This is a genomic window from Pseudoalteromonas sp. S16_S37, assembly GCF_014694405.1.
In the GTDB taxonomy this organism is placed as follows: domain Bacteria; phylum Pseudomonadota; class Gammaproteobacteria; order Enterobacterales; family Alteromonadaceae; genus Pseudoalteromonas.
On the sequence record NZ_JAAUWV010000207.1, the window covers coordinates 1 to 427 of the forward strand.

1 protein-coding gene is annotated in these 427 nt (G+C 42.2%); it reads left to right on the top strand.

Annotation, left to right across the window (positions count from 1 at the left end; translation table 11 throughout):
* The coding region (locus HC733_RS22650; RefSeq protein WP_190367215.1) for a transposase at window positions 1-427 on the top strand (427 nt) is incomplete at both ends.

Genomic DNA, 427 nt, shown 5'->3' on the forward strand with positions numbered 1-427 from the left:
TTGTCCATATGGTACGCAACTCGTTAAAGTTCGTGCCGTGGAAAGACTACAAAACCATCACGGCTGATTTAAAGCGTATATATCAATCAATAACCGAAGACGAAGCTCTAATGGCCTTAGAGCAGTTCGAGCAGCTCTGGGACAGTAAATACCCCAATATCTCTCGTTCATGGCGTAATAACTGGCAAAACGTCAGTACTATCTTCAATTACCCTGAAGACATCAGAAAAGCCATTTACACCACTAACGCTATTGAATCGCTGAACTCAGTTATCCGCAAAGCGATTAAGAAGCGCAAGCTGTTTCCGCATGACGATTCGGCTAAAAAGGTGGTTTACTTGGCTATTGAGCAGGCATCTAAAAAATGGACAATGCCGATAAGAAATTGGAAATCGGCCTTGAATCGATTTATGATCGAATTCGAAGA